Source organism: Amycolatopsis sp. NPDC052450 (assembly GCF_044547565.1).
In the GTDB taxonomy this organism is placed as follows: domain Bacteria; phylum Actinomycetota; class Actinomycetes; order Mycobacteriales; family Pseudonocardiaceae; genus Amycolatopsis.
Genome location: NZ_JBIUAQ010000025.1, coordinates 69,360 through 90,578 on the forward strand (window position 1 = coordinate 69,360; position 21,219 = coordinate 90,578).

Here is a 21,219-nt window from a genome sequence, read left to right on the forward strand (position 1 = left end):
AGCCTACCGGCGAGCACTCGCGTCAGGCGCGGCCGGGCAGGACGCGCAGGTGGCCGCGCCTGCCCGAGGGTCCCTCGGGTTCGGGCTCGGGCGCGGGCTTGTCGGAACGGCCCGCTTCACGCACGGCCTCGGCCAGCGCGGTCAGCTCGTCCGCGGACGGGTCCGGAGCGGCGAAGGCCCCTTCGTGCCGGACGACTTCCCAGCCCTTGGGCACGGTCAGCCGGAGGGCGTGGGCTTCGCAGAGGTCATAGGAGTGCGGTTCGCTCGCGGTGGCCAGTGGCCCCACGACGGCTGTCGAATCGCTGTAGGCATACGTGAGCGTGGCGACAGCGGGTTCGAGGCAACCCGTTCGCGAACACTTTCGTACGCTCCGCACGATCGAGAACGATAGCGCGTCACGGGCCGGGCGTACCGGCGACACGCGCTTTGATTCGCCGAGCGCGTACCCTTCGGTTCGTGGCGACGGCTCGTGATTCCCGACAGCGACGGCGGATGCGCCGGGACCGGCACGGCCGGGGCCTGCGCGGAGCGCTGTATCCGTCGACCCTTCCCGCCGCCGCTAGCAGGGCGGAAAGGTTCGACGCGCTGGTTTTGGACGCGCTCGAACCGATCGAAGCGCGGTGGCGGCACGAGCTGACGAAGCTCGACGTCGCCGTCGACGACGTCCCCGAAGTTCGCTCGGATGGCGCACCGGCCGGAGTGGACGGCGTGTTGCACGACGGCGCCGTCCCGCTGTCGCGGCTCGTGCCCGCCGGCGTCGACCGCGCCGGCCTCCCCACGCGGGCCCGCATCGTCCTCTACCGCCGCCCCCTCGAAGCACGCGCGAAAGACCCCGGCGAACTCGCGGAACTCGTCCACGACGTCCTCGTCGAACAGGTGGCGGGCTACCTGGGCGTCGAACCCGACGTCATCGAAGGCGAATAACCCTCACCTCCGCACCCCAGCCCCCGCCCTTCCCCGGGGGGCGTCCCCAGCCCAGCGTATCGCAGAGTAGCGACGGGACCTGCGGAAACGGGGCTGGAGCGCCGAGTTGTCCACAAGGGGAAGGGGCTGTGGGCAACTCCGGGAGCGTGGTCGGACGCTGAAGGCGGGGCGCCCCCAATGTGGCATTGGGGACACTCACCGTCCCCAATGCCACATTGGGGGCGTCCGGCACCAGAGGGCCCCGGCGCCAGGAGGCCGGCCGGGGCTGGAGTGGGAGCTCGGCAGCGCGAGTGTCTTGAAGGGCACCTTTGGGACGCTCAACGTCTCAAAGGGCACCTTCAGGACAGCGCGAAGCCGAAAGCCTCAAGAAACCGCAGGTCGCCTCCGCGTAGGCACGGCGGTCAGCAGCGTGAACAGCACCGCCGCCACTTGCGCCAGCAGCAGCAGGTTCCGCGTGGTGCCCTGGTGCTCCACCACCACCTCCGAAGGCGTAGGCGGCACCGAGACCGCAACCTGGTGGCCCCAAGCCCGCACGATCGGCACGGCTTTGCCGTCCACGCTCGCCTGCCAGCCGGCCTCGAGCTCCGCGGCCAGCACGAGCAGCCGCCCGGTCGGGCCTTCCGAGACACGCACCCGCACGTCGGGCAGCCCGGCCTGCACCGGCGCCACCCCGGGCGACGCGCCGGGCGCGCCCTTGCCGGTCACGGCCGCCTGCGCCAGTTCCGGCGAGATCAACGCCACCTGCCCACCGGCGGGCACCAGGCGAAGCACCGGACGCCCGTCCGAAGTCGGCGCCGCCGGGGCGACCAGATCCCGCGCGAGTTCGACGAAAACACCGCCGCCGGCACCGCTCGGCAGAACGACATACGAGACCCCCGAGGCCAAGGCCGCCGCGAAGGCCTGTTTGACCGCGTCCGGCGAGCCTTGCAGAAGGTCCCGGCGCCACGAGGCGAGCCGATCGGCGCTGCCCGGCGTCGGCGCGAGTTCGTCGTCGCCGAAACTCGGCAACCGCCCACCGGTCTGCCGGGCGAGGTCGCCGATCACCAGCACGGATCGGCCGCTCGAAGCCAGCTCCGCGGAAATCTCCGGGGCGAGCGAAGGACGCTCACCCGCCCGTAAAGGTCCTTCCCGTCCGGCGACGACCGCGCCGGTCGCCAGCGCGAGCAGCACCAGCACCCCGGCCACGGCCGTGACCTTCGCCAGCCACGGCGCCGGATCGACACCGGACCCACCCCGCTGCCAGGTCGCCAGCACCGTCCACAGCAGTCCCGCGCTGATCACCAGCAGCGGCACCCCGGCGTACCCGGTCGCGTGCGCGCCGCCCGACATCGGAGTCACCGCCACGAACCGCACCGCCACGAGGCCGAGTACTCCCAGCACGACGACCGCGACACCGCCGCCCGCGCCCTTCGACGGCCGGACGACCAAGGCGACGATCGCGGCCGCGACCAGCGCCACCCCGATCGGCCACGCGCCGGGACCGCCGGGGTCCAGTCCGGCGAGGTCGGCGCCGGAGGCGGCCGTGGCACCACCGCCGAGCCCGTGCAGCAGTAGTTCCGGATGCCGCAGCAGCACACTCGGCCACGGCAGCAGCAACGCCAGCGGCAGGAAGACCACGATGCCGACCGACGCGATCCGCCGAGCGAGCCCGGTCGGCGAAGGCAGCACCACGAACCCGATCACCAGCCCGACCACGGCCAGTGCGTGCGCCAGTGGCGAGAAGGCGCCGATCAGCGCCAGGCCGATCGCGCTCAGCGCGGAAACGTGCAGCCAGCGCGAGTCCGCGCGGACCAGCAGCCCGACGATGCCCGCGATCACCAGTGGCAGCAGCAGATGCACGACGACGACGTCGAGCCGTCCCTGCGCGACCGAAGCCGTGGCCGCGGGAAGCACGCCGTACGCCGCCGCGACGACGGCTCGAACCCAGCGACGCACGCGAAGGTGCCGAGTGGCGGCGTACGCGCTCAGGGCGGCGAGCGGGATGTCGCCGATCATCAGGATCGCGACCAGCGCCGCGGGTCCACCGATCGGCGTGAAGATCGCGCCGAGGGTGCCCAGCACCGGCAGCGTCGCGGGCGCCGGACTCGCCGTCCCACCGGCGACCGCGTGCCACGGCGCGAGATACGACGACCAGATCTCGCCGAGCCCGCCGACCGGCAGCAGCTTCCCGCCGAAGAGATCGAGCCCGAGCCGGGAACCGTTGATCACCAACGCGAGCGCCGTCAGCGCCACGAGCACGATCACCGGCGGCGCGAACACGGTCGCGCCGAGCACGCGCTTCCGGTCGACCTCGACGAACACGAGTTCCGGCTCCGGCCGCCGTCCGCCGTCACGCGGCACCGGGGATGGTTTCGGACCCTCCGAAGTGGATTTCTCGGGAACCGCGACAGCGACGACCGCGCTGGGCCGCCGCAGACCCGTCCCCCGCGAGCCGACCCCGCGCATCGCGCCCGCGGGCAGCGCGCCGGGCCCGACGGGACGATCCTGCCCGGCCTTCACCGCCTCCGGCGGGATCCAGGCCCCTTCCTGATCCGCGCTTTCGGGCACCGTCCCGAGCGCGAAATCCCGTTCCACCCCGCGCCGGACGAGGCCGACGACACCGGCGCGGACGGCGTTGCGCAGCCGCGTCGTCCGCCCGGTGAACAGACCGCGGACACCACCGATCTTCCCGCGTCCGGCGCGGGCCGCGCGCAGCCCGCCGCGACCGCGCAGCAGGTACCAGGTGGCCGCGAGTTCCGCGCCCGCCTCGCCGGTGCGCCGCAACAGCAGGAACGCCAGCGCCCGCAACACCGCGAACACCGGAATTCGAAAAAGGCCGAACCAAAAGGACAGTGGGGAGCAATTGACGAGGAACACCCGGAGCCCGTGCGCGCGGTTCGCCGTCGCGAGAGGAAGGCTGAGGGCGTCCGGTTCGCGCTGTCCGGTGCTGAGCGCGCGAGCGTGCCGGAGCCGGGCCGCCGGCACCGAAAGCACGCGGCCACCCGCGGCGTTGGCACGCCAGCCGAAGTCGAGATCCTCGCGCAGCAAGGGAAATCCGGGGTCGTAGCCGCCGAGGTCGTGCCAGACTTCGCGCCGCACCAGCGATCCCGCGCTCGGCACGGCGAGCACCGCGGTGTCGGTCTCGTCGGGCGAGATCTGCTGTCGGTGGCCGATGGCGTCGGTCGACAGCCCGGCTTCGACGATGAGCCGCGGATCGCTCCAGTCCACCGCGAGCGGGCCGAGCACCGTCGCCGCGGGCTCATTTTCGGCCGCTGCCAACAGATTTTCGAGACAGTCGGGTTCCGGCGCGCAGTCGTCGTGCAGCAGCCAGAGCCAGCCGCCGGGATCGCCCCAGCGTTCGACGGCGTGCTCGACGGCCTCGCCGACGGCGGCACCGAAGCCGACATCACGGGAAAGTGTGAGAATTCCGTCCAAGACCGGCGCTTCGCCGACCGACGCCGCGTCGGCGAGGATTTGCGCGGTCCGGTCCGTGGAACCGGTGTCGACCGCGAGGATGTGCCGCGGCCGGACGCCGCTGCGCCGCAGCGCGGAAAGCGCCAGTGGCAACCAGTTCTCGCCGTTGTGACAGACCACAATGGCCAGTACGGGGACCGTGCGCAGCGCAGGTGACGCGGCAGTGCGAGACAACGGGCACTCCAGATGTGGCGGCGAAGTCGAGTGCCGCCACCCTACGACGCGACCCTGTCACCCGTTGGTGGCCCCACTATGTGGAAGCGGGCGGAAGCGATCTCCGGCGCACGGGGCCACCGGAGATCGCCGTCACACAGCTCGCTTTTTCAGTTTCCTACGCTCACGTTCGGAGAGCCCGCCCCAAATACCGAACCGCTCGTCATGCGCGAGGGCGTACTCGAGGCACTCGTCCTTGACCTCGCAACCGAGGCAGATCCGCTTGGCTTCGCGGGTGGAGCCGCCCTTCTCGGGGAAGAACGCCTCCGGGTCCGTCTGCGCGCAGAGGGCCCGTTCCTGCCAGTCCTGCTCTTCCGCGGAGGCATCGTCGAAAAGCTCGGTGAGATCGCCCAGTTGCTGCTCCGGGACCTCACCCCAACCCACGACTTGCCCCCATTCCCTTCCATCTGCTTCCAACCGCACGTCCGCCTCCTCGCTGTCCACGCACTCCCCAGGCTGGCGGTGTTGAAACACCATCCGCCGCCCCCTTCCAGCGACGAATGACATCACTGTGATTACACCCGTGTAGTGCGGTCAGGTCAAGCGGAGTAGCGAGTTCGGGGGATACCCGCGCCCCATCGCGCAAGGGGACACGCCGAGAACTTCACATCGGGCATACGGAAGACTGGAGGGGTGCAGAGATCAGCAGTGCGGCCAAGCCCGATCTTCCTCGGCATCCTCGCGGTCACCGTCCTTGGCGGTGTACTGGCGGCTTTCGGTGACACGACCACCATTTCCAGCCAGAAGTACGACCCGCTCATCATCATCGGCGTCGTCCTGCTCGTCGCGGGCGGCTGGGTCGCGTCACTGACGCTCCACGAGTTCGGCCACGCGCTCGTGGCGTTCCGCGGTGGTGACAGCAGCGTCGCCCACAAGGGTTACCTGTCCATGGACGTCCGGAAATACACGGATCCGGCACTGTCCATCATCCTGCCGTTGGTATTCCTCTTCATCGGCGGCATCCCGCTGCCGGGTGGCGCGGTCTGGATCGAACACGGGCGCCTGCGGTCGCGAAGTGTCCAGTCGTGGGTTTCGCTCGCCGGGCCGCTGAGCAACCTCGGCGTCGGCGTGGTGCTGACGCTTCTCGTCGCGCTGGTGCCGATGACGTCCGGTCTCGTGATCGGGATCTCGTTCCTGGCGCTGCTTCAGATCGTCACGTTCATCCTGAACATCCTGCCGATCCCCGGTCTCGACGGCTGGGGCGCGATCGAGCCCTACCTTTCGCCCGGCGCGCGTGAGTTCGGCGCGAAGGCCCGGCCGTGGGCGCCGCTCGTGCTGTTCGCCGTGCTGTTCCTCGTACCCGGAGCCAGCTCGTTGCTGTGGCAGGGGTCTTACGCGGTCTTCGACTCCGTCGGAGGGTTCACGCTCGCCGCCCAATATGGACAAGACGCGTTCATGTTCTGGAAGTGAGCGGTCACTTGCCTTCGGGGTGCTCGGTGAACCATGCGTGCGCCCGCTTCCAGACGCGTTTGAGGCCGGACCGCTCGCCGAGGTAGTCGCCCGCCATGCCGACCACCGGCAGCTTCCCGAGCGCACGGTGGAAAAGACGGCCGCGCGGCCGCTTCTCGAGTTCGTCGACGATGCCCAGGAGTCCCCGCCCGAGCCGCCACAGCGTGCCGGCGGCCGCCTTCAGGGTGACCTTGCCGTGCTTCTTCTTCGCGTCGTCGAGTTCTTCGGTGAGCTTCGCCGCTTCGTCGTCTTCCGCGGCCTTGTCGTGTTCGGCGTGTTTGCCCGCCGCGATCACCGGATCGATGTCGCGTTCGAAAAGCACCCACGCGATCAGCCGGACCCGGGCGCCGACGTCGGTCACGCCGTACTCCCCCGCGATCGCGCACAGCAGCATTCCCTGCGCCGCCGAGCCGAGCGCGTCCTGCACGGGCAGCCGGTCGGCGAGCGCGCCGCCGAGACCGGGGATCGCGGTGATCAGCGCGGTGAACCGGCCGACCCGGTTCACCCACCAGTCGGTCCGCTGATAGTTCGACATCTCGGCCCACGCCGCGGTGCCGGGCACCTTGACCGAGGTGATCCCGTTGAGCAGCTTGTCCTTCAGCCCCGGTTCGACGCCGTCCAGATCCTCGTGACGACGCCCCCTGGCCTGCAGACCGAACGGATCCGCGTCACGCAGCGCGTCGACCATCGGCCCGCAGGCGCGGACGAACGGCCGCAGCACCGCAACGACCTGGCGGTCCGAAATCGCTTCACCCACTGCTGACTCCCTTCGCGACCTTCGCCGCACTGCCCAGACCGCCACCCAGCGCCAGCGCTCCCGGCAACGCCCCGCCGCCGATCAGCAGCAGTGCGCGCCAGTCCTGTATCAGCACCAGATCACCACCTGGTCCGGTCACGCCCATTCCGAGTACGACTAGTACCCAGACGAGCAGCGGAATCACCGAAAAGGAGGGCCGCACCACTTTCGCGGTCGTCCGCACCAGCAACGGGGTGGTGATCACCGCGAGCACCACGGTCACCGGCATCGGGAAGTCACCGAGCTTCGGCAGCACGATCCCGTCGAGCCGGAGCGGCAGGAAGAACAGTTCGAGCAGTCCGAGCAATAAGGCGTCGAAGGTCAGCAAGGCGAGCAGCAGGCGCTGTCGCGAAGTGAGCGGCGGTGACGGCTCGGTCACTTCGCGAGTCCCCCGAACAGATCGGCCGCGGCACCTTCGGCCGGTCCGTGCGCGAGCACGAAGTACTCGTTCGGGGTGATCGGCTGCGCGACGTCGTTGCTCAGCGCGAAGTGGTCGGCGAAGGCGGGCGGGGCGGGCACGCTGACCTGGGTCTCGTGCGCCCGCAGCGCGGCGGCCTTCGCCGGGATGTGTGCGCCGACGTCGAGGACGGTCGTGATGGTCTCGTCCGGCGTCACCGGCAGTTCGCCGTCTTCCGGGACCCGGAACGACGAGCGTCCGCGCAGCGCGGCGAGCCCGGCCGCGACCGCGTCGCGGGAAGAAACAGTGTGGAAGACCCGCTCGACCGACTCGGCCTCCGGCGCCGCGGCCATGGTGACCTCGTGCGCGCGGATGTGGTCAGGGTGCCCGTAGCCCCCGAAAGCGTCGTATGTGACGACGACCTGGGGCCGGACCTCGTCCAGGATCTCCGCGAGCTGAGCCACCTGCTCGCCGAGGTCACCGCCGGAGAACGCGCGCGGATGGGCCGCGGACGGCGTCCCGGCCATCCCCGAGTCACGCCAGCGGCCGATTCCGCCGAGATACCGGTGCCGGGAGACGCCCAGCGCCGCGCAGGCCGACGCCAGCTCGCCCGCGCGGTAGCCGCCGAGCTGATCGGAAGCCCACGAACCGAGCCCGCCGAGGGACGGCGGGATGATCTCGCCTTCCTCACCGAGAGTGCACGTGACGACGGTCACTTCGGCGCCTTCCGCCGCATAGCGCGCGATGGTGCCGCCGGTGGTGATGCTCTCGTCGTCCGGATGGGCGTGTACGAGGAGCAATTTGGGCCGGTCGGAGATCACGGCTTGAAGACTAATTCGAACACGGCGCGCTTTCCTTTATAGGGTGTCGGGAACGGAAGCCCCGAGCACCGACCTTAGTCGGGCGACTCTCGGTTATCCTCGCGCGAGTCACGGGCTTTGCGCCGTGACCATATGTACCCCCACGAAGGGCATCTTGGTGAGCACTGAAGCAGCATCGTCGGACCTCGGCGGCGTGTCGGGTTCGGTTCTGTCCATCTCCGACCTGAGCGTCTCGTTCCCGACCGACGACGGCGTGGTCGACGCCGTCAAGGGCATCGGATTCGACGTCAAGCCGGGCGAGATCGTCGCGGTGGTCGGTGAGTCCGGTTCCGGCAAGTCGGTGACCTCGATGTCGGTGCTCGGGCTGCTCCCGAAGACGAGCCGGATCGCCGGCGAGCTTCGCCTCGGCGACCGCAACCTGGCCGACCTCAAGGAGAAGGAACTCCAGAAGATCCGCGGCAACCAGGTCGCGATGATCTTCCAGGAGCCGATGACCGCGCTGAACCCGGTCTACACCGTCGGCTGGCAGCTGCGCGAGGCGCTCCGCTCGCACCAGGACATCTCGAAGGAAGCCGCCGACAAGCGCGCCATCGAGCTGCTCGAGATGGTCGGCATCCCGAACCCGCCGCTGCGCTTCAAGCAGTACCCGCACCAGCTTTCCGGCGGTCTGCGGCAGCGCGTCGTCATCGCGATGGCGATCTCGTGCGACCCGAAGGTGATCATCGCCGACGAGCCGACCACGGCCCTCGACGTCACCGTGCAGGCGGAGATCCTCGGCCTGCTGCGCAAGCTGCGCGACACCCTCAACACCGCGATCGTGCTCATCACGCACGACATGGGCGTCGTCGCCGACCTCGCCGACCGCGTGGTCGTGATGTACCAGGGCAACATCGTCGAGCAGGCGCCGGTGCGCGACCTGTTCGCGTCGCCGCAGGTGGAGTACACCCGCAAGCTGCTCGCCGCCGTCCCCGTGCTCGGCCAGCGCCCCGAAGGACGCCGCCTGCTCGACGACTCCGGCATCGACGCCGACAGCGACGAGGCCTCGAAGATCGCCGAAGAGATCCGTCTCGCCGACGCCGAACTGGAGGCCGTGATCGAGGCCGACGCCCCGGCGCTCGAGATCAAGAACCTCGTGCTGGAGTACCCGGGCCGCCGCGGCCAGGCGAAGAACCGCGCGGTGGACGACGTCTCGCTGAGCATCGCCAAGGGCGAGATCGTCGGCCTGGTCGGCGAGTCCGGCTCCGGCAAGTCGACGGTCGGCCGCTGCGCGATCCGCCTGCTGAGCCCGACCGCGGGCACCGTGTCGATCGCGGGCAAGGACATCACGAACATGTCGAACAAGGAGCTGCGCCCGCTGCGCCGCTACTTCTCGATCGTGTTCCAGGACCCGGCGTCCACACTGGACCCGAAGATGACCATCGGCGAATCGATCGCCGAGCCGATGGTGCTGCACAAGTTCCTGCAGGGCAAGGCCCTGAACGAGCGCGTGGCGTCCCTTTTGGACAAGGTCGAGCTCGGCGGCCACTACCGCAACCGGTACCCGCACGAGCTGTCCGGCGGCCAGCGCCAGCGCGTCGCCATCGCGCGAGCGCTCTCGCTCGACCCGGCGCTGCTGATCGCGGACGAGCCGACCTCGGCGCTGGACGTGTCGGTGCAGGCCCGCGTGCTGGACCTGTTCCTCGACCTGCAGCGCTCGCTGCAGTTCGCCTGCCTGTTCATCAGCCACGACCTCGCCGTCGTCGACCTGCTGGCCGACCGCGTCGCGGTGATGCAGTACGGCAAGCTGGTCGAGGTCGGCACGCGTGACCAGGTGCTGCACTCGCCGCGCGAGGACTACACCCGTCGTCTGCTGTCGGCCGCTCCGGTCGCGGACCCGGTGTTGCAGGCCGAACGGCGTGCGGCCTGGCAGGCGGGCAAGCTGGCCCCGGTGGCCGACTGACCTCTGGCAGTACACGAAGGCCCCCTTCACCGCGTCAGACGCGGTGAAGGGGGCCTTCGTGTAGCTACGGCACGGTGTGTCCCGAGCCGGATCACGCGTGATTGGAGCCGTAACTCACGTGATTGAAGCCGTAACTCGCGTGTTTCCAGCCGGATGTACGAGTTCGGCCTTCAATCACGTGAGATACGGCTTCAGACACGTGAGATACGGCTCCGAACACGCGAGTTACGGCTTGAGCCCGGTCCTGAAGCGCGTGAATGCGTCGCCGACAGCACCCCAGGGTCTCCGGGAAGGGCGCGCCAGCGCCCGACCGGAGACTTCACCCCGCGCGCCCTCTTTCGGGCCGGAGGCCCACGGAGACGCGATGAAGGGGCGCCTCCCCGCCCAACCTGAGGTTGAAGCGGGTCGGCGCCCCTTCGGCGCGTTTGCGTCAGCGCGCGGAGAAAATCAAGCCTTCATGCGGCGCTGGCGCGGGTCGAAAGCGTCCCGCAGGCCGTCACCGATGAAGTTGATCGTCAGCGAGATCAGCACCAGCACGACGAACGGGCCGAAGAACAACGCCGGCCGGTTCTGCAGCTGCGAGTAGTTCTCGAGGATGACGCGGCCGAGCGAGGTGTCCGGCAGCTGCACCCCGAGCCCGATGAAGGACAGCGCCGCCTCGATCAGCACGGCCTGCGCGATCGCGAGGGTCGCGTTGACCGTGATGAGGCCGACCATGTTCGGCACCAGGTGCTTGAACACGATGTGGAACGTCCCGGCGCCGGACGCGCGGGCGGCGTCCACGAACTCGCGCTGGGACAGCGACATCGACTCGGCCCTGGCGATACGGGCGATCGGCATCCAGCCGAAGGCCGCCAGCACCATCGCGACGATGTACCAGCTACCGCCGCCGAACACCTTCGCCAGGATGGCGGCCGCGGCGATCTGCGGGACGATCAGGAACAGGTCCGTCACGCGCGAGATGGCCGAGTCGGTGAAGCCGCGCAGGTAGCCGGCCATGGCGCCGAAGACGGTGCCGATGGTGGTGGCGACGATCGACACGATGAGCGCGATCAGCAGCGAGTACTGGGTGCCGCGCAGGATCTGCGACACCATTTCCTTGCCGACCTGCGTCGTGCCGAGCGGATAGTCCCCGCTGGGCTTGGCGAAGGACGGGAAGGAGCTGTCCTCGTAGCTGTACGGCCAGAAGATCGGCATGATGATGACGGTCAGCACGAGCAGCAGCAGGATGCCCGTGCAGACCATCGCCAGCTTGTGCCGGAGGAACTTGCGCAGGACCAGCTTGCCCTGGCTCCGGGGCTCGGGCAGTGCCTCGTCCGGAAGCTTGCCATCGGCGGACTTGGAGTCTTCCGCCGCGATAAGGGAGTTCAAGTCAGCCAACGCGAATCCTCGGGTCCAGGATGCCGTACATCAGGTCGGCGATCAGGTTGGCGACGATGATGCTGCTGGCGATGAGCACCAGCCACCCCATCATCACCTGGGTATCGCTCTTGGTCACGGCTTCGACGAGCAGCTTGCCCATGCCATTCCAGTTGAACACCGTCTCGGTGATGATCGCGCCCGAAAGCACGGCACCGAAGTTGACGGAGAACAGGGTGGTCACCGGGATGAGCGCGTTCCGGAAGGCGTGGCGGAAGATGACCCGGCCGTTGGCGAGCCCCTTCGCGCGTGCCGTCCGCACGTAGTCCGCGTTCAGCGTCTCCAGCATCGAAGCGCGCTGGAACCGGCTGTACGCGGCGAAGCTGATCGCCATGATGGACAGTGTCGGCAGCAGATACGCGCCGACGTAACTGGCCAGGAAACCGCCTGGACCGTCGAAATTCAGCGATTCCGGGCTCGTGGTGCGGATCCACGGGTTACCGAGCACATCGGACAGTCCCAGATCCCGGACCCAGCCGTTGAACTGGATCGCGTAGCCCTTCAGCACGATGGCGACACAGAAGATCGGCATCGAGAACAGCAGGAAGGCCAGCGTGGTGGCGATGTAGTCGAGGATCGAGTACTGCTTGACCGCCGCGACCACACCGACGAGGACGCCGAGGACGAGCGCGAGGATCTCGGCTCCGACGACGAGCTTCAGGGTGACCTCGAACGCGGCCATGACCTTCGGGAACACCGGGGCCTGCGCGTTCCCCTGGGCGATGGAAACGCCCCATTCGCCGGTGACGAAGTTGCCGAGCCAAGTGAAGTACCGGGGCACGATGCTCTGGTCCAGGCCGAGCTGCGAGGCCATCTGCGCGATGGCTTCCTTGCTCATGGCCGGGTTGCTCTTCATCTCGGCGAGCGGGTCGCCGGTGCCGGCGACCATGATGAAACACAGGAAAGTCCCGACCAACAGGACGGGAATCGATATCGCCAGACGGCGAAGAATGTAGATCACCAGGTTCAACGAACTGCTCCTCATCCGGGCCTGGTCGCCGAAGTGCTGGACCGCTGCCCGGTTGTCCACCGTAGTGGCGGTAACCCTACGGTCAACAGCTACTTCCGGCGGGTACGGGGGCCCGGCTTGTGGCCGGGCCCCCGTACCACCAGGATCGCGTAAGCGAGTGGTGAAAAAGCGGGGCGTAAGCCCTACTTCTTCTGCTCCCACTCACCGACGTTCCACAGGACACCGTTGTACGACTGCATGTAAGTGCGGTCGATGCCCTTGAACGCCCACATGGACGGGGTCTGGAACAGCGGCAGCGTCGCGTACTCGTCCGCGATCGCCTGGTCGGCCTTCTGGTAGCTCTCCAGCTGCACCTTCTCGTCGGTGGCCTTCACGGCCGCCTCGAAGGCGGAGTCGATCGTCGGGTTCGACAGACCCTGGTAGTTCTGGCTGCTGTCGTCGACACGGGTGATGTAGATCGACTTCTGCTCGGCCTTGAACGGAGCGGCGGACCAGCCGAAGAGCGCGGCGTCGTAGTCGCTGGCCGCGAGACGGCCACCCTTCAGGAAGTTCGCGTCCTGGTCGTCCGTGATCTCGATACCGGCGGCCTTGGCCTGCGAGATGATGATCTCGACGGTCTGCTGACGGCGGGCGTTCTGGTTGTGCGAGATCTTGAACGACGCGCGCTGGCCGTCCTTGGCGAAGATGCCGTCGCCACCCTTGACCCAGCCGGCGTCGGACAGCGTCTTGGCCGCGGCCTCGGCGCCCAGACCGGCCTTGCTGCCGTACAGGTCCTTGAAACCCTGCTCGCCCGGCATGAACACGATGCTGTTCAGCGGGGTCGCGTCGGCCTGGACCTCCTTGAGGAGCTTGTCGGTGATCTCCTGGCGGTTGACGACCTCGAAGAACGCCTTGCGCAGGTTCTTGTCCTTGAACATGCGCTTGTAGTTGAGGTCGATGTGCTCGAAGGTCAGCTGCGAGGCCGAACCGTAGGTGACGCCCTGTGCGGAAAGACCCTTCAGGGTGCCGGCGGCGGTGGCGTCGGGCTGGGTCGAAGCGGCGATGTCGATCTCACCGTTCTGCAGCGCGGTCGCCATGGCCTTGGTGTCCTCCATCGCCTTCACGACGATCTTGGAGGGGCCACCCTTGCCACCGATCCAGTTCGGGTTCTTCTCGAGCGTGACGGCCTTCTGGTTGGCGTCGAACGCGGTGATCTTGTACGGACCCGAAGCCGGCATGTTCTCGGCCTTGAAGCCCTTGAAGCCGTTGGTCCAGAAGTCACCGGCCTTCGCCAGCTGGGCCGCGTCGCTGGTCGGCGTCAGCTTGGTGATGTCGGCGACGCCCGAGTTCTTCTCGACGATGTGCGCGGGCATGATCGCGGTCGAGTTGAACAGGCCCTTGTAGTCCAGGTACGGCTCGGTGTACTTGGTCTCGAAGGTCAGGTCGTCCTTGCAGACCGCCGAGTTGATCAGCTGGTAGCCGGTCGTCGAAGCGGCGAGGAAGGCCTGCTTGCCGTCCGAGGTCTTGGCGGCACCGGAGTGCGCCAGCCACGACAGGTACATGTCGTCGCAGTCGAACGCCTCGTTGTCCGACCACTTCACGTTCGGCTTGATCTTGTAGACGACGGTCTGCGGCTCCTTGGAGGTGACCTCCCAGGAGTCGAACACGTCGTTGTTCAGCAGCACCTTGTTGTTGCCGTCGAGCACATCGGCGCCGGCGAGCACGGCGGTCAGGATGTAGGTGTTGTACGACGTGTTGGTGTCAGGCGTGTCGTTGTTGTAGCCCGAGTACCCGTCGTCGATGCCCACCGTGACGGTGCCTTCGTACCCCGGGGTGTCCGCGAGCTTGAAGTTTTCGCCGTTCTGCGCCTTGCCGACCGCCATGCTCTTGATGTCGGTCGACGACCCGTTCTGGTCGGAACTGCCACCTTCGCCACCGCTGCATGCGCTCAGCACAAGCGCGGAGGCCGCGACCAGCGACCAGGCGGAGACTGCCTTGGACTTCCTCATGAAGTGTGCCCTCCTAGCACTGGGTTCCTGAGATCGGAACAGGACCCCACACCGCTCCGGTGAGATGGCCCGGAGCCTATGACACGCCAAGCAACACTCATTTGGCGCACTGCGGGTGCACGCTAGAAAGGAAATGCACGAACAGTCACCAGTTACGGGGGGATCGTGACCAAAGGGTAACTTGCGGCTGACTTCGGGAAATACAGTGGTTACCTTGAGGAATCAGTCCGCCACTCGAACGTGCCGGGAAAGGTCACCCTCCAGGGTCGGACTCGGACTCGAAACGGCTACTTCGGACCGCGCGTCCAGTTCACCGCGGACCCGAAAGGGCCCACCATAGGAGGACCTGCGGTTACCCCGGAAATACCGGAGCCGATGGCGAGGGTATCGGCCAGCTGGAACAACGGAATGGCAACATTCCGACGCCACAATTCCGGTTCGAGGGCCGAAAGCGCGTCGGCGACCGGGGTGGCGCCGGTCAGCGCGGCGTCGATCGACGGCTGCAGGGCCGGGTCGCAGAAGCCCAGCGGGTTGCCGGGGACGACGGCCTTGGTCTTGTCGGTGAGCTGATCGGGACGGCAGCCGAAGGTGGACGCCAGCGCCGAAGCGACGTCCGCACCGCCCTTGACCTGGCCGATCACCGCGATGTCGATGCCGACGTTGCCCGCACCCTCCGGGGTCGTCTGCTGGATCCCGTTGAGCACGGGCATGGCCAGCAGCGTCGAGAACAGCTCCCTCGGCTGCGGCGCGATCGCGTTGACCTCGATCCCCGCGGCCACCAGTTGCGCCGTCAGCTCCTTGGCGATCGTCGCGTACGGCTCCTGTTTGGCGGGCGAGGCCACGACCAGCGAAAGGTTCTTCCCGTTCTTGCGCCAGGTTCCGGCTTCCTTGGTGTATCCGGCGGATTTGAGCAGTTCCTCGCCCTTGGCCGGATCGGCCGCCGACGGCGGTCCCGGTGCCGGGATCGTCGGCTGGAAGCCGGGGGCCGAGGGGACGCGGACCTGGGCGTCGGCGCGGAGCTTGTCCGACGGGCCGCCGTCGGTCGCCTCGGTGATCAGCTTGCCGCGGTCGATCAGCGCGGTGACACCTTCGCGCACCTTCGGATCCGACAGCGTCGAACTCACCGGCCGCAGGAGGATCTGCGCGACCGTGGGGCGGGCGACCGTGTGCAGCTGGACGGCGGAGCCGAGTTCGCCGAGCCGTTTGAGGCCGGTGCCGTCGGTCCTGGTCATCGCGAACTGGTCGTTGCCGCTGCGCAGGGCGGCCAGTGTGCCGTCCTGATCGGCCGCACGGAGCACGATCCGGTCGAGGGCGGAGGGTTTCTCCCAATAGCGCTCGTTGCGCTCCAGGGTGACCTCTCCGCGGGCCGTATCGAGGCCCTTGATCGAGTACGGCCCGGCGACGGCCGGGAAGGTCGTCGCCAGCGCGCCCTGCCACCCGTTCGGGGCGTCCTTGAGCAGATGGGCGGGCAGGAGGTTGTTGAAGAGTGTCTGCCAGCCCGGGTACGGCTTGGCGAAGGTGACCTCGACCCGCTTGCCGCCTTCACGTGACTGGATGTCCGAGATCAGCCGGTAGCCCGCGGCGCCGATGACGCCCGGCTGGTCGCGCATGGCCTCGCGGAGGTACGCGAAGTCCTCGGCGGCGATCGGCGCGCTGTCGGACCAGGAGGCGTCCGGGCGGATCGTGTACGCGACCGTGAACGGCTGCTGTGACACGACCTCGGCGGACTTCATGAGGTTCTTGTCCAGCTCGAAACTGCCGTCGTCCTTGGGGCGGAACACCGACGGGAGCAGCAGCTGCGAGAGCGCCGACGTCACCTGGGACGCGTCGGCGAGGTTGTGCGGGTTGTAGCCGCCGAGGACGTCGTCCACACCCACGACGACCTGCGAAGGCGCCTTCGTGGTCGACGTGCTCACCGGGGAGGCCGAGGAGCTGACCACCGGCGGCGGTGGGGTGTTGCTGCAGGCGGCGAGGAGCACGGCCGCGCACGCCAGCATGGGTGCCGCTGTGTTCACTACCCGCACGCCTTGATCCTCCTGGTTTGTCCCTCGCCCCGTCGCCATAGAGCTATCACGCCGGGCATGGCCTCGGCAGCGAGATTCCCATATCGGCCCGGTCGTCGCCCGACCGGCCGCCGCCTCCTCCGGTGGACGTCCGGGAGGCCCCGAAGGTTCCTGTCCGGGCCGAAGCATTTCGCGCGAGCCCGATCGAGTTCCTCCGGTAATGGGTTCCGCAAACCCGGAACATTCCGGAACGCCTCGCCGGAATGTTCGCCACCGCACGATTGATGACCGAAACGATCGCGAACTCGAGTCCAATCCGGACGCATTCGGGTTCTTTTGTTTCGCGCCGGTCCGGATCCGCGTTCCCGGCCGGGTTCACGGGCCCCGGCGCACCGGGCCCGTTCCGGTGATGTGAACACCGTCCGAAAAGGAGCTCCGCTTTCCGGAGAAATTGTCGGGAAAGGACCTTTCTTTAACCGGGATCGCCCGACCGAATACGGTGCGTGACCGCGTTCGAAGCCGAAAGAGCCGGAGGGCGTCTACTCACGGTGAGTGAGCAGACGCCCTCCGGCGCGGAAGTGGAGCCCAAGGCGGCAGAACCCGGCAGCGGCCGTCCACAAAGGACGTGGATGGGCTAAAGGCTCCCTTCACCGCGTCCTATGCGACAAAAGGAGCCTTCGCCCCGGCCGGATACGAGTCGTGAGTGAGGACTCCGGCTAGAGCCAAGCGTGCCTTGGGCCCCTACCGTCGGGCAGCACGGGTGATCCGACGGACGACACAGGTGCCTCAGTGGACGACACGCGTGTCCAGCCGGACGACACGCGACGGGCCCGGTCCGGGCCCCTGGTCAGCCGCGGTTCTTGTTGCGGTTGCGCTCCTTGGCGCGCTGGTTGACGTCCAGCGTGACCTTGCGGATCCGGACGACGTCGGGGGCGACCTCGACGCACTCGTCGACGGAGCAGAACTCCAGCGCCTCTTCCAGGCCCATCTTGCGCGGGCGGGCCAGCGTCTCCATCACGTCGGCGGAGGACTGACGCATGTTGGTCAGCTTCTTCTCCTTGGTGATGTTGATGTCGAGGTCCTCGGCGCGCGGGTTCTCGCCGACGACCATGCCCTCGTACACCTCGGCGCCCGGCTCGACGAAGAAGGTGCCGCGGTCGGCGAGCTGGATCATCGCGTACGCGGTGATGGGGCCCGAGCGGTCGGCGACCAGCGAACCGGAGTGACGGGTGCGGATCTCGCCCGCCCACGGGAAGTACCCCTCGAACACGTGGTTCGCGATACCGGTGCCGCGGGTCTCGGTGAGGAAGTCGGTGCGGAAGCCGATCAGGCCGCGCGCCGGGAGGACGTAGTCGAGCTTGATCCGGCCGGAGCCGTGCCCGCCCATGTGCTCCATGCGGCCCTTGCGGGCGGCCAGCAGCTGCGTGATGCCGCCGAGGTGCTCCTCCGGGGCGTCGATCGACAGACGCTCGAACGGCTCGTGCAGCTTGCCGTCGATCATCTTGGTGACCACCTGCGGCTTGCCGACGGTCAGCTCGAAGCCCTCGCGGCGCATCTGCTCGACGAGGATCGCCAGCGCCAGCTCGCCACGGCCCTGGACCTCCCAGGTGTCGGGACGCTCGGTCGGCAGCACCTTGATGCTGACGTTACCGATCAGCTCCTGGTCCAGCCGGGCCTTGACCAGGCGCGCGGTGACCTTGTCGCCGCCACTGCGGCCGGCCAGCGGCGAGGTGTTGACACCGATGGTCATCGAGATGGCGGGCTCGTCGACGGCGATCCGGGGCAGCGCCTCGGGGTTCTCGACGTCGGCGAGGGTGTCGCCGATGGTGATCTCGGGGATGCCGGCGATGGCGACCAGTTCGCCCGCGCTGGCCTCGGTCGCCGGGACGCGGGTGAGCGCCTCGGTGACCAGCAGTTCGGAGATGCGGACGTTCTGGATGGTGCCGTCCTCGCGCATCCAGGCCACGGTCTGGCCCTTGCGCAGGTTGCCGGAGTGGATGCGGATCAGCGCGATCCGGCCGAGGAAGTTCGACGCGTCGAGGTTGGTGACCAGTGCGCGCAGCGGGCCTTCACGGTCGGCGAAGGGCGGCGGCACGTGGCGCAGCAGGGTCTCGAACAGCGGGTCGAGGTTCTCGCTCCCGGGCACCGCGCCGTCGGCGGGCTGCTCGAGGCTCGCCTTGCCCGCACGGGCGGAGGCGAAGACGACCGGGAGGTCGAGGATCGCGTCGAGGTCGGCGTCCTCGATGTCACCGGCCAGGTCGAGCAGGAGGTCGTGGGTCTCCTCGACGACCTCGGAGATCCGGGCGTCGGGGCGGTCGGTCTTGTTGACCACGAGGATCACCGGCAGACCGGCCTCGAGGGTCTTGCGCAGCACGAACCTGGTCTGCGGCAGCGGCCCCTCGCTGGCGTCCACCAGCAGGACGACGCCGTCGACCATGGCCAGCCCGCGCTCCACCTCGCCACCGAAGTCCGCGTGGCCGGGGGTGTCGATGACGTTGATCGTCACCGGGCCGTTCTCGGTCTCGCGGTGGATGGAGGTGTTCTTCGCGAGGATCGTGATGCCCTTTTCGCGTTCGAGCTCCCCGGAGTCCATCACGCGGTCGACGAGTTCGGCGCGTTCCTCGAAGGCCCCGGACTGCCGGAGCATCGCGTCGACGAGGGTCGTCTTGCCGTGGTCGACGTGTGCGACGATGGCGACGTTGCGCAGGTCGGGCCGGGTCTTGCCGGACGAGCGGCCGGCATCGACTGCGGTGGCGCTGGCTGCGGGCACGCGAAGGCTCCAAAGGTTTCAAGTTCGGGTGTGGTGCCCGCGCCGCCCCGAGTGCTCACGAGTGGCTCGATCGAGTTGCTCATTGACGCGATCGGGTAACGTCGGCCGGCTTTGGCCATACGCGGACCACACCAGGGTACCTGTAGCCGAACTGTGAGCACCCCCACGCCCCAAGATCGGTTAGCCTCACCTAACGTGGGCGTGTCGCCGACGCCGTCCGACGAGGAGTGCGAGTGGGCAAGAAACTACCCGACGATCCGCACAAACTCGTGCGCAAGTGGATGAAGTCCGGCAAGGTCAAGAAGAAATGCTGCCGGTCGAAGTCGCGGTGCGGCAAATGCCCCGTTCTCGCCCTGAAAAAGGCGAAGACGAAGATCGCGAAAGCGGCTTAGCGGATCTCCCTCAGTGCACCACCGCCTCGTTGACCGCCCGCAGTTCCGGAGCGGTGCGGGTCGGCGAGAACTCGATCACCTCGTAGGCGGCCATGTGCTTGATCGAGAAGGGGTCGGTCGCGAGGATCGCGTCCAGCTTTCCCCTGGCCATGGGCCTGGTGATGATGACGCCGCCGATGCGCGGGTTGCGCCTGCCGGAGGCGAGGAAATTGCCGTGCTCGTACTGTTTGGTCAGCCATTCGGCGTGATCCGGGAGCACGTAGTCGATTTCTTCTATAGGGGCGGTGTAGGTCAGCAGCACGACGAACATGTGAAGACGGTAGACCCGGATCTCCAATGTGACAGGCGTACTGCGCCGGCCGATATGAAGTGTTGACGCTACCTGCCCGTAATGAGTGACTCTTCCCTTCTTTTCACTCCGTATGTAGTCCTCTCGACGCGATGGTTCGAGGGCTGCTTGCGCCGGGTGGGTAGGATCGTCGGCATGCGCACGCAGAACGCCCAGTGGTGGCCGCCCTCCGGCGGCCCCGAAGTCCTGCGCTGAACCAGACGAGCGCACCACCAGGCCGCCCCACCGGGCGGCCTTTTTCGTGCCCGGACCCTGGGGCGGCCCGAATCCGAGAGGGAGAAGGCAGATGATCAGGTTGTCCGGGATCACCCCGTCCGGCCACGTCCACGTCGGGAACCACCTGGGGGCCATTCGGCGCTGGGCGGACGAGGGCGGGCCGGACGACCTGTACTTCGTCTCCGACCTGCACGCGATGACGAACTCGCACAATCCGGCGAAACTGCGGTCGATGGCCTCCGAGCAGCTGGCCGTGCTGATCGCGGCAGGGATCGAGCCGGACCGCGTGTTCGTGCAGTCCGACATAGCCCGCGAGCTGGGCGCCCTCAACTGGGTCCTCGAGTGCACCTGCAACTACGGCGAGGCAGCCAGGATGATCCAGTTCAAGGAGAAGTCGAAGGGACAGGCCGGGGTCCGGCTGTCCCTGCTGACCTATCCGGTGCTGATGGCGGCGGACATCCTGCTGCAGGGCGCGGACGAGGTCCCTGTCGGCGAAGACCAGCGGCAGCACGTCGAGCTGGCGCGAACGCTCGCGAAACGGTTCAACTCCACCTACGGCGATGTGTTCACCATGCCGAAGGCGGTGCTGCCGCCCGCCGGGGCGCGGGTCATGGACCTCGCCGAGCCGACGCGGAAGATGTCGAAGTCGACGCGGGAGGAGGCCGGGGTGATCTTCGTGCTCGACGAGGCCGACCACGTCAGGCGGAAGGTCAAACGCGCGAAGACCGATGGCGGGTCGAAGCCGGCCTACGCGCCGGAAGCCCGGCCGGGGATGGCGAACCTGCTGGACATCCTCGCGGCGTGCGTCAAGGAGAAACCCGAGGTCCTCGCGGACCGGTTCGACTCCTACGGCCAGGTCAAGGAGGCCGTCGCCGAGGCGCTCATCGAGGAGCTGCGGCCGGTCCGGGAACGCGCGCTGGCGCTGCTGGCCGATCCCGGCGAGCTGGAGCGGGTGCGCAAGGCGGGCGCCGTCCGGGCCGCGGAGCGGGGTGAGCACCGGTTGCAGTCCGCGCTGCGGCTCATCGGCGCCGGCTGAAGGTCCGTGTCGAGGGGTAAGGCGAACGTGTCGTGTCTCGGGCGAGACGGCGGACCCGTGTGCGGCATCCAGGCACGCGAGTCA

At 68.2% G+C, this 21,219-nt stretch carries 17 protein-coding genes; 5 read left to right on the forward strand and 12 right to left on the reverse strand.

The window, feature by feature from the left end:
• Positions 1-22: 22 nt before the first annotated feature.
• On the reverse strand, positions 23-376 hold the full coding sequence (locus tag ACIHAO_RS31665) for a DUF3499 domain-containing protein (RefSeq protein ID WP_073848429.1): 354 nt from the start codon (positions 374-376) through the stop codon (positions 23-25).
• A gap of 116 nt (positions 377-492) precedes the next feature.
• Here ACIHAO_RS31665 and ACIHAO_RS31670 point away from each other — a divergent pair, with 116 nt between their 5' ends.
• Positions 493-924, forward strand: a complete 432-nt coding sequence (locus ACIHAO_RS31670) for a metallopeptidase family protein (RefSeq protein WP_016337110.1) — start codon at positions 493-495, stop codon at positions 922-924.
• Between the two features lie 363 nt (positions 925-1,287).
• Here ACIHAO_RS31670 and ACIHAO_RS31675 read toward each other — a convergent pair whose 3' ends face one another.
• Positions 1,288-4,551 (reverse strand): glycosyltransferase, encoded by a 3,264-nt coding sequence (locus tag ACIHAO_RS31675; protein ID WP_396564021.1) that lies wholly within the window; start codon positions 4,549-4,551, stop codon positions 1,288-1,290.
• A gap of 132 nt (positions 4,552-4,683) precedes the next feature.
• Positions 4,684-5,067 carry a WhiB family transcriptional regulator gene (locus ACIHAO_RS31680; RefSeq protein WP_007028952.1) on the reverse strand — a complete coding sequence of 128 codons (384 nt, stop codon included), beginning with the start codon at positions 5,065-5,067 and terminating at the stop codon, positions 4,684-4,686.
• 171 nt (positions 5,068-5,238) lie between these two features.
• Here ACIHAO_RS31680 and ACIHAO_RS31685 point away from each other — a divergent pair, with 171 nt between their 5' ends.
• The gene (locus ACIHAO_RS31685; protein ID WP_396564127.1) at positions 5,239-6,000 is read left to right on the forward strand and encodes a site-2 protease family protein; all 762 of its coding nucleotides are present in this window, start codon (positions 5,239-5,241) and stop codon (positions 5,998-6,000) included.
• Positions 6,001-6,004: 4 nt separating this feature from the next.
• Here ACIHAO_RS31685 and ACIHAO_RS31690 read toward each other — a convergent pair whose 3' ends face one another.
• From ACIHAO_RS31690 to mshB, 3 genes are read right to left on the reverse strand one after another with little or no spacing between them, the layout of a single operon-like run.
• Positions 6,005-6,796: a hypothetical protein gene (locus ACIHAO_RS31690; RefSeq protein ID WP_396564024.1), complete on the reverse strand. Its 792-nt coding sequence runs from the start codon at positions 6,794-6,796 to the stop codon at positions 6,005-6,007.
• Positions 6,789-7,214, reverse strand: a complete 426-nt coding sequence (locus tag ACIHAO_RS31695) for a hypothetical protein (RefSeq protein WP_396564026.1) — start codon at positions 7,212-7,214, stop codon at positions 6,789-6,791. The genes ACIHAO_RS31690 and ACIHAO_RS31695 overlap by 8 nt, the downstream gene beginning before the upstream one ends.
• On the reverse strand, positions 7,211-8,053 hold the full coding sequence (gene mshB, locus ACIHAO_RS31700; RefSeq protein WP_396564028.1) for an N-acetyl-1-D-myo-inositol-2-amino-2-deoxy-alpha-D-glucopyranoside deacetylase: 843 nt from the start codon (positions 8,051-8,053) through the stop codon (positions 7,211-7,213). Before mshB ends, ACIHAO_RS31695 begins: the two co-directional genes overlap by 4 nt.
• 157 nt (positions 8,054-8,210) lie before the next feature.
• On the opposite strand from mshB, the gene ACIHAO_RS31705 reads away from it, so the two are divergent.
• Positions 8,211-9,992 (forward strand): ABC transporter ATP-binding protein, encoded by a 1,782-nt coding sequence (locus ACIHAO_RS31705; RefSeq protein ID WP_396564030.1) that lies wholly within the window; start codon positions 8,211-8,213, stop codon positions 9,990-9,992.
• 447 nt (positions 9,993-10,439) lie between these two features.
• Here the strand turns inward: ACIHAO_RS31705 and ACIHAO_RS31710 are convergent, their stop codons facing one another.
• The 5 genes from ACIHAO_RS31710 to typA all read right to left on the reverse strand — a co-directional run bounded on the left by ACIHAO_RS31710 (position 10,440) and on the right by typA (position 19,142).
• On the reverse strand, positions 10,440-11,372 hold the full coding sequence (locus ACIHAO_RS31710; protein WP_396564032.1) for an ABC transporter permease: 933 nt from the start codon (positions 11,370-11,372) through the stop codon (positions 10,440-10,442).
• Entirely contained in the window at positions 11,365-12,381 is a 1,017-nt protein-coding gene (locus ACIHAO_RS31715) for an ABC transporter permease (RefSeq protein ID WP_125792879.1), read from the reverse strand. Before ACIHAO_RS31715 ends, ACIHAO_RS31710 begins: the two co-directional genes overlap by 8 nt.
• Before the next feature lie 182 nt (positions 12,382-12,563).
• Positions 12,564-14,369, reverse strand: a complete 1,806-nt coding sequence (locus ACIHAO_RS31720) for an ABC transporter family substrate-binding protein (RefSeq protein WP_396564034.1) — start codon at positions 14,367-14,369, stop codon at positions 12,564-12,566.
• Between the two features lie 287 nt (positions 14,370-14,656).
• A complete protein-coding gene (locus ACIHAO_RS31725) occupies positions 14,657-16,366 on the reverse strand; it encodes an ABC transporter family substrate-binding protein (protein ID WP_396564130.1) in 1,710 nt (569 codons plus the stop codon).
• 853 nt (positions 16,367-17,219) lie between these two features.
• Positions 17,220-19,142, reverse strand: a complete 1,923-nt coding sequence (gene typA, locus ACIHAO_RS31730) for a translational GTPase TypA (protein ID WP_396564037.1) — start codon at positions 19,140-19,142, stop codon at positions 17,220-17,222.
• Positions 19,143-19,375: 233 nt separating this feature from the next.
• Here typA and ACIHAO_RS31735 point away from each other — a divergent pair, with 233 nt between their 5' ends.
• Entirely contained in the window at positions 19,376-19,534 is a 159-nt protein-coding gene (locus ACIHAO_RS31735) for a hypothetical protein (protein WP_007028942.1), read from the forward strand.
• A 10-nt stretch (positions 19,535-19,544) separates the two neighbouring features.
• Here ACIHAO_RS31735 and ACIHAO_RS31740 read toward each other — a convergent pair whose 3' ends face one another.
• The gene (locus ACIHAO_RS31740) at positions 19,545-19,844 is read right to left on the reverse strand and encodes a YciI family protein (protein WP_396564039.1); all 300 of its coding nucleotides are present in this window, start codon (positions 19,842-19,844) and stop codon (positions 19,545-19,547) included.
• Between the two features lie 325 nt (positions 19,845-20,169).
• Here ACIHAO_RS31740 and trpS point away from each other — a divergent pair, with 325 nt between their 5' ends.
• Positions 20,170-21,135, forward strand: coding sequence for a tryptophan--tRNA ligase (gene trpS, locus ACIHAO_RS31745; RefSeq protein ID WP_396564041.1), 966 nt, complete (start codon positions 20,170-20,172; stop codon positions 21,133-21,135).
• The last annotated feature ends 84 nt before the right edge of the window (positions 21,136-21,219 follow it).